This window comes from Mesorhizobium sp. M5C.F.Ca.IN.020.29.1.1 (genome assembly GCF_003997375.1).
Taxonomy (GTDB): domain Bacteria; phylum Pseudomonadota; class Alphaproteobacteria; order Rhizobiales; family Rhizobiaceae; genus Mesorhizobium; species Mesorhizobium wenxiniae.
This window is the reverse complement of record NZ_RZSW01000264.1, coordinates 1-8168: the sequence shown is the minus strand read 5'-3', so window position 1 is coordinate 8168 and position 8168 is coordinate 1. Positions and strand designations below refer to the sequence as shown.

The 8168-nt window shown below is 57.6% G+C and carries 6 protein-coding genes; all 6 read right to left on the bottom strand.

Annotated elements, in window-relative coordinates; all coding sequences use genetic code 11:
• Window positions 1-256: 256 nt before the first annotated feature.
• Window positions 257-1408 (bottom strand): acyl-CoA dehydrogenase family protein, encoded by a 1152-nt coding sequence (locus tag EOA85_RS20425; RefSeq protein WP_127210944.1) that lies wholly within the window; start codon window positions 1406-1408, stop codon window positions 257-259.
• Window positions 1408-2970 carry an amino acid adenylation domain-containing protein gene (locus EOA85_RS20420; protein ID WP_127210943.1) on the bottom strand — a complete coding sequence of 521 codons (1563 nt, stop codon included), beginning with the start codon at window positions 2968-2970 and terminating at the stop codon, window positions 1408-1410. Before EOA85_RS20420 ends, EOA85_RS20425 begins: the two co-directional genes overlap by 1 nt.
• A gap of 8 nt (window positions 2971-2978) precedes the next feature.
• Window positions 2979-3239, bottom strand: coding sequence for an acyl carrier protein (locus tag EOA85_RS20415; protein ID WP_206523335.1), 261 nt, complete (start codon window positions 3237-3239; stop codon window positions 2979-2981).
• Window positions 3236-5812 carry an SGNH/GDSL hydrolase family protein gene (locus tag EOA85_RS20410; RefSeq protein WP_127210942.1) on the bottom strand — a complete coding sequence of 859 codons (2577 nt, stop codon included), beginning with the start codon at window positions 5810-5812 and terminating at the stop codon, window positions 3236-3238. Before EOA85_RS20410 ends, EOA85_RS20415 begins: the two co-directional genes overlap by 4 nt.
• A gap of 1068 nt (window positions 5813-6880) precedes the next feature.
• A complete protein-coding gene (locus tag EOA85_RS20405) occupies window positions 6881-7618 on the bottom strand; it encodes a class I SAM-dependent methyltransferase (protein WP_127210941.1) in 738 nt (245 codons plus the stop codon).
• 312 nt (window positions 7619-7930) lie between these two features.
• Window positions 7931-8168, bottom strand: a 238-nt coding sequence (locus EOA85_RS38155; protein ID WP_206523334.1) for a hypothetical protein, incomplete at its 5' end; no start/stop codon positions are given.

Here is an 8168-nt window from a genome sequence, read left to right as displayed (position 1 = left end):
CCACAAAGCCTATCGTTCACGCGTCGCGGCTGGTCTAGTTCTTCGCCTCTGAGCCGCAAGTTCGGAGATCACGGGCTGGGCAGACGCACCCAAGTCGAACGACAAAAGCGCCCTCCGCCCCGGTGCCTCCATGGCTTGCGATAGTACCACTCTCCGGTTGCCTTACCAAAATCGAGCGTCGCCCTTTTCGCGAACTGAGGGCAGGCCCAGCGACAGCACACGCCGCCCCTTCATGGACAGATTCTGACCACAGCCGTCATCGAAGCCCCAGCCAGCCAGCAATAATGTTGCGCTGTATCTCAGAAGTTCCGGAATAGAGTTTGCTGCCGATGGCATCACGCACGGCACGTTCGACGTCGAATTCGCTCAAGAAACCATAGCCGCCGAAGACCTGGACGACATCGAGCGTGGTGCGAACTAGCGATTCGCTCACAAAGAGCTTCGAAACGGCGGCGTCGAGGGATACGGACTGGGAGCGCTCAAGGCCCCACGCCGCCTTGTAGACGAGCAGTCGGGCCGCCTCCACCTGCATCTTCATGTCGGCAATCTTATGGGCGACCGCCTGGTGCTTGGAGATGGCCTGGCCGGACTGACGTCGGGTGCGCGTATAGGCCACTGCCTTTTCCAGAAGCCGCTCCATGGTGCCTATATGACTGGCGAATAGGCACGCCCGCTCCCAGTCCATGCTATGAGCAAACAGCCTGGAGCCGCCGCCCACTCCACCGAGAACAGCGTTCTTCGAAACAAATACGTCCTCGAAGACAAGCTCCCCGATCGGAGACGTCCGCAGTCCCATTTTTTCGAACTTTTGCGCGACCAGATAGCCGGGCAGCGCGCGGTCCACGAGGAAGCTCGTGATGCCGCCGAAATACCCCTTGGCGCGGTCAGTGACTGCAAAGACGACGGCAACATCTGCCACCGGCCCGTTGCTCACGAAGGTCTTCGTGCCGTTGATTAGAAAGCCATCGCCATGAGGCTCCGCCCGGGTTTGCATCGCAAATGCATCCGAGCCCGACTCCGGTTCGCTCATCGCATTGGCTGCGATCAAAGTGCCATCACAGAGCCCCGGAAGATATCGATTCTTTTGCTCTTCAGTGCCGAACTTCCAAATCGGCACCACGCAGGCCAGAAGGTGGGCGCAGATCGAGAATACCAAGCCGGAATCCTCGCAGCCGTAGCCAAGCGCATCGATTGCAATGGCCGTGGACAGGGAATCGAGACCGGGTCCCCCGTAGGCCTGGGGGACTGGCAGGCCGGTCAGGCCCATCTGCGCGCAAGCCCCCCACAACTCGCGCTGGAATACTTGGTCTCGGTCGCGCTGCCTGACATTTTTATTGAGGTTATCTTGCGCGAAGCGAAGGATCTGGCCACGCAGGATACGCTGCTCCTCGTTCAGCGCGAAATCCACTACTCCATCCTCATCAGATGCTGGTAGTCGATTTTATCTGTCGATGTCTTGGGAAGTAACTGCTGATGCGAGAACCAGTCCGGGGCCATGTAGGCCGGCAAGTTGTGGGCGCAGAACCGCTTCAGCTCGATGAGCGACAGCGCATGGCCGTCGCGCGAGGCATAGAACACCTTTATGGAGACGCCCGACTCCTCCGAGCGAGCGATCGCCGCCACCTCGGAGATCGCTGGATGGCGATAGAGCGCCGTCTCGATCTCGCCGAGTTCGATCCGATATCCCCGTCTCTTCACCATCCGGTCGCGTCGACCGCGGAAGGTGTAGACTCCGCCATCGCCTTCGATCACTACATCGCCGGTACGGTACCAGCGACCGCTTGAATCGACATGAAAAGCGGCGCTTGTTCGCTCAGGCATGTTCCAATAGCCCAGCATCACAGGAGCACCGCTGATTGCGAGCTCGCCTTCCTGGCCTCGCGGCACGTCGCGACCATTCGCATCGATCACGCGTGCCTTAACATGCGAGCAGGCGCGCCCGATCGGAAACGGCGCCGAGCGATCTTCGGCGATCGTCTGCGGGATTTCGTAGTAGGTACAGACGTTGGTCTCGGTTGGGCCATAGAGATTCAGGTAGCGTGCGCGTGGGACCACAGCCTTTAGCCTGCGCAGATGCTTGACCGGAAAAACCTCGCCGGCAAATAGAATGAACCGAAGAGCGTGGTCGTCGCGAGCATCAAGGCTGCCGTGCTCGACCAGAAGCGTGAGTACGGAGGGCGTGGAATACCAGACGGTCAACCGCCGCTCGGCGATCACCGACGCCATCCGGGTCGGATTCTTGCCGAGCTCCTCACCGATGAGAAATACGGTCGCGCCGTGCTTCAGCGGTACGAAGATGTCGAGAATAGACAGGTCGAAGTGGAAAGGCGCATGGGAGGAGAAGCGGTCGTTCTCGTCAGGGGCGAGGATATCGGAACACCAGTCCACGTAGCTCGAGCCATTGCGATGCGTTAGCATCACGCCCTTCGGCTGGCCGGTCGAGCCCGAAGTGTAAAGCACGTAAGCGAGGTTGTCCGGCCCCGACCGCGCCGATTCGTCCACCACCGCCAAGCCGTCGGCCTCCACGCGAGCCAGGTACGTCGCGAGCGGCGAGGGATCGTCGGACCAGTCGAGCGGTAAGAGACAAGGTTCCGCAGCCAAGCGCGCCAACTCACAGCGCAAAGTTTCGGCTCGGGACGCCTCCACGAAAATCGCGCGCACGCCGCAGTCGTTAAATATGAACGCGTTACGCGCAGGCGGCGCCAGAGAGTCGACGGGCACATAGGCTGCGCCCACCTTCAAGATGCCGAACAGAACAGCGAGCGAGGCGATCGATTTTGGAAGGCAAATGCCGACGCGGTCCGCCGGCTGGACGCCGGTCCGACGCAGATGGTCGCGGACTTGGTCCGACAGCGCGTCGAGCTCGCCGTAGGTGATCTGCCGCCCAGAGCTCGCCTCGACAGCGGCGCACCTCTGGGGATACCGCCTCGCGCTCTGTTCCAGATACTCGTGTAAGGCAGCGACCGTCATGGCGAACTCTATGTGGACGCCTGCTTCGACTGGACGAAATTGGCAATTTGGGTGATGGAGTTCAGGTTCTCCGGGACGAGTTCGTCAGGGGCGATTTCGATACCGCAAGATTTTTCCAGGTAGGCAACGAGCTTAAGCGTCGCCAACGAGTCGAGAATGCCGTCAGTTATCAGCTCCGTTGAATCCGTCAGATTCTCCGGCCTTTCACCGGGCAGAAATTCCTTCAATATGAAATCCTTGGCCATCGTCCTGATCTGGATCGCGTTCATTGTTCCTCCTCTTGTGGAGCAACCGCAAGGTTCAGGGGAACCAAATCCTGGTGTTGCTGCAGCACTTCGTAAAGCTTGTCGGCGACGAGCCGATGGCCGGCGGCGTTGGGGTGATCGTCCCAAGGTGCTACAAGAAGCGTCCGCCAGTCATACCCGTCATACACACCGGAAAGATCGAGAACGTTAAAGCCAGCCTCGGCAGCGAGGCGCTTCTCCAGCTCGGTACTGGTCCTCTCGTCTGGTCTGGGTAGATAAATCCAAAAGACCCCGACCCCTTCTCGCTTCGCAGCTTCCACGATTCGAGAATAGATCGCACGCAGAAGTCTGTCTCCGTAGGGCGTGAGCTTTCTTTGAAGTACCTCGGGGTCGGCACGGGGATCGATCCCGCTCTCGCGTACAATGTCGCGCACGAAGTCGTAGCGAAATGCGGAGCCATTCTGGATTGCTTTCCCGAGACGCTTTAGCGTTCGTCGAACAAGCGCGCTGTGCTCGAAGTAAAAGATGTACTTTGGTTTGAATGCGAGCACTCGATCCTCGATGATGGCCAGAATGTCCAGAGGAAGATAACCCCCAACGGCAAAGTTCAGCACCTCGTAGTGTCGATATCCGCTGTCGGCTGCCTGCGCATTCAGCCGTCGCTCCAACAGGCCCTCGAAAGTCTCGTCATCCGCGACGCCCTCGCCGAAGACATGCGAAGAGCCGACCATTGCGATTCGTGAGGTGCCGGGAGCAGGAATCTTTTCGTAGTCCTGATCTCGCATGCCCCAGCGGTTGATGTGGACCCGCGTTCCCTTAAAGTCTGCTTGGGAGAGTGGTCGCAGATAGGTCGTGGGAAGCGCACCCGTGAACTCGCTCAGCGGCGTCTTGTCCAAATTGCCCCAACCGTCGTCTCGTCGTTGGCCATAGACAATCCAGAGTTCTGGGTTAAATGCGCCGACATTGACGAGGTTCTCGTAGTAGCCGCGCTCCAGGTTCGCGTTGTCGCGGCTATTGAGATTCGGCGCTCTAATGTCGGCCATTGCGGTACTGACCGTCTCCCCGAGGCGATCGTGAACCACCGGGAGCGAGATGCAAACCGCGATCAACCCGCATACACCGACCGACGCAACCGACCGTCGGAAACTGTACTGGCGGTCGGCGCCGCCGCGCGCGAGCGCAAGCGCAGGAATGCCAATGATAGCTGCCACCGCGACCAGCACGAGGGCGGGCGTCATTTTGCCAGGGGCTTCCACGCCCACAGTGTCGAAGACCGACAACCATTGCGGGACCGAGCTCGCGCTCCAAAACGACCAAAGGAGGCAGATGACGACGAATACCCCAATGGTCCGGCTCGCAGTTTGCAGCGCACCGTTCCAGCTTAGCGCCCCGCCACGCAGGCGCCGCGTGCGGCCGTGCCGCATTTCATAGTGGGCGTTGATCGTCACAAGCACGGCCAGGATCATCCAGAAGAGGAAGTCGTTCCAGGTGAACACCCAGGTGCCACGCAACCAGAACCACTGATAGTTGTGCAGCAGCCAAGTCGCGAGGAACGCGAGGAGGGTCGCGCTGACCAGCGCTACGCTCTCTCCCCAGCGACGAAAACGAAAATATAACGGATAGTATACAATTTTCATTATGAAATCCTTCCAGTATATGTTTATTCGGCGCCAGAAGTCTGTGAAACTTGAGGAGAGAAAGTACAGATTGTGGGTTTCTGGAAGGTTAAATCCAAATAAATGCAAAATCCCGGTGATTATGTGAAAAGTACCTGAAACCTTCAGATAAAGTAAAAACGGCCATATGATAAATTGCAAAAGCTCAATCTGGTTGTGCACGTCCGCAGCATCGATCACAAACCGCTGGTACACGATACGGTAGCATATTAAATGAATAGCGCCGCGAAACATCCACTGAACACCTGTTTGATAAATATAATGCCGGTCAGCATTGTAGTAGCTGCTACGGAAAGTTCTAAAATCTACGACCGGAAAGAGCGGGAAGCACACATTCGGCAACATGAAAAAATACGCGAGACGTTCCGAAACCGTCGCCATCCTCTGGTCACGCCGCATTTCGTACGCATAGACAATGAGACGGAACATGAACATTGAAGCGAGCACGGGCCAGACGGCGCGCGTCCACGGGATCGCAATCCAGTCCATTCGTGCGGCGGCGAGCCCGCAGCCGGCGCCAACCAGAGCCAGCACTCTCCATCCAAAAGCGATCGGTAGGTGGACAATTCCGACCAGTACGAGCCCGATGGCGACGATCCAGGCGGCATCGATGAGGCCCTCAAATCTCCAGTGGTGCCAATTGGGCCCCACGTTCGCGAAAACTGCGGCGATAGCCGCGAACGAGAGCAGCACGAAAAACGGCAGCCGGTAACGCTGCGGCAGGAAGTAGTGCACGCACCAGCCGGCGAGGGCAACGAGCAGGACGCGGACTAGCGCAGTAGTCTCGAGCCTGAGGAGATAGACCAGCGCGATGAAGAGGGCCAGCTCGCCGGCTATGGCGGACCAAGCCAGGATGCTTCTCGATTCGGTCCCCGTAGGATCCGCCGACCAGGGAAGAGACAATGTCTTGATCGAATGCACGGTCGCGCGCCTCAATCAGCTGCCGGCGGACATCGACAGGAAGTCGCTTTGGGGCACGCGAAAGATCCGCAAGCTGCTGGTCCCCCTCCCATGGCTTCCATCCCTGACGGCAAAGCGCCCGGTCCTTGGAGCGTTGCCTTGACTTCTTTGAACGAGTCCGGTTCCGCGCAAACGCAGAAGTACCCAAGTGTATCAGAAACGTATCGCTCCGCTGTGCCCGGGGTAACAGCGACCCCGTCTCCAGATTGGAAGCCGATTCCGAATGGGGTCGATCTGCCCACAAGCCGCGCCGCGAGCCGAACGCCGATGGCCGCCGACGCCCTATCTGCCGTGGCCATCTTAATCGGGAACGCTCGAGCACGTTTCGCCGAGTTCGCGGCACTTCCCGCCGAGGCAAAGGCGCAACTCACCGTCCTGGGCGATGACAAATGCCGCGCCACTTTCGAGGAACAGGCAGCCCGGTTGGGCCTTTCCAGCAGGGTCACATTCGCCGGCGCGGTCGAAGATGTCTTTCCCTTCTGCTGGACGCTGATTTTTATCTTTCGGTGTCGGAAGGCATGTCAACGCCCTGCAACCAGCCTCTCTTCCTTGAGGATCGTTGCATGGATTCCCTTTGGCGAACGGGCATGCGAGTCTGATGCATCCGCACAGGAATTTTCTTCACCGTTTCGCCGGTGCGAGCCAATCGAGACCAAGCGAGCCCTGTCGATCTTGGACCGCCTGTCCCGAGAAACGCTGGAATCTGTCTTTTTAAGTCTGTCTTGTGAGCCAAAGGCTCACAGCGCCACAGGAACGCCGCGCGCGTTTTTAGCCGTCGGGGCATCAGCGGGGCGTCCGCCACCCATGCGCGGGCTCTGTTGGATCTGCTTGACCTCTGGACAGGAAGCTCCGAGCTGTATCGCGATGACCTCATTCCCAAAGCCAGCAAGCTCGGCACATTCGTCGATCCTTAAGCAGCCATTTTCAGGCCATACTTCGTATACCGACAATAATGATGAGCTGCGTCATGAACGCCAAGGAGAAATGGAGTGCTCAGGATCAAAATACCTCACGGCATCCGGGTACACTTCACGCTGTCAAAAAGTCCGATCCATCGCCTTTGTGCGCGTAGTATCTTTCTCCAAATCGCACGCTGAGCTTCGCCAGAAACGTATTATTGCGTTCTGCAGGCAAATGGTTGAACGGCTTGAGTTCCGATCCAATCTCAGATGTTTTCCTTAGCATCGCAAGGCCTGTACTACCGAAGTCTACCGTCATCTGAAGCTGGTCTAAGTTGTCGTAGAAAATGCTCTGAACTACATAAAAAATCCTTCGGTTAGCAATCTCAATTTGGGGATTGTCCTTCCTTCGCCCTCGCATATATGGGTTCGGATCAATGTCATCGAAGCAGATTGTGCCTCCTTTTCGAACCAGGCTGAACCACGTATACACTTCATTCAACACGTGTTCTGGCGTGTGCAGACTATCGACATAGACTAAATCGATCCCATCCTGCAGAATGGGCGCTTTGTTTAGGATGGTCTTGCGATCTGTGGAGTCTGCCTGAACAAATGTCCAGCGACAGCTAACTGCCGCACTTGAGCAATCTCGGATATCAACCGAGACCAGGTTCCCGCCGTTCTTCTCGCAGGCAGCAAGAATCATTTTAGTGGCCTGCCCCCGATCCGTCCCAAGTTCTAGAAATGTGCCATTCGGTCGCGCAGCCGCTGCTTCGTACAGACGAACCAATTGCAGGGCTGCAATGGCCGCCTCACCGCACGATTGGGTCCGCTCCTGGGTTGCTCCAAGATATGAGATGACGTCCATTTTTGTCCTTCCTCGCCAAAGCTGATCGTGTAGTCACAGCGCTACGATCGTTTAAACTGGCGATCCGTTGGACCTTCGCCGCGCAACGAGTCCGGTTCCGCGCAAACGCAGAAGTACCGTACATAAGCGTATCAGAAATAAATCGCTCCGCTGTGCCCGGGGTAACAGCGACCCCGTCTCTAAGATTGGAAGCCGATTCCGAATGGGATCGATCTGCCCCACAAGCCGCGCCGCGAACCGAACGCCGATGGCAGCCGACGCTCTATCTGCCTTGGCCGAGCAACATGATCGATGCGATCGAGGCAAAGAGCCTTATTGCAGATGATGCACCGACCGGGAAGAAGCTCCGAGTACCCCTTCAAGCGACCGTGACAGTCGTGTGTAGTGTTGCATCGCATTTTCTACAATCACGGGGTTAATAACCTCGCTACCGTCGCGTACGATCTTCTGTATGGCGCCTGGAAATAGAAACAGAAAAAGCAGCTTGTGAATATCCCCGATTCTCCAGAAAAAAGAGGATCGGTTGATACGCTTGTACAAGAGTTTTGTC

Bases quoted from the DNA above. Each gene is read 5' to 3' on its own strand.
- EOA85_RS20420 (WP_127210943.1), bottom strand. From the start codon at position 2,970: ATGACGGTCGCTGCCTTACACGAGTATCTGGAACAGAGCGCGAGGCGG.
- EOA85_RS20415 (WP_206523335.1), bottom strand. From the start codon at position 3,239: ATGAACGCGATCCAGATCAGGACGATGGCCAAGGATTTCATATTGAAG.
- EOA85_RS20405 (WP_127210941.1), bottom strand. From the start codon at position 7,618: ATGGACGTCATCTCATATCTTGGAGCAACCCAGGAGCGGACCCAATCG.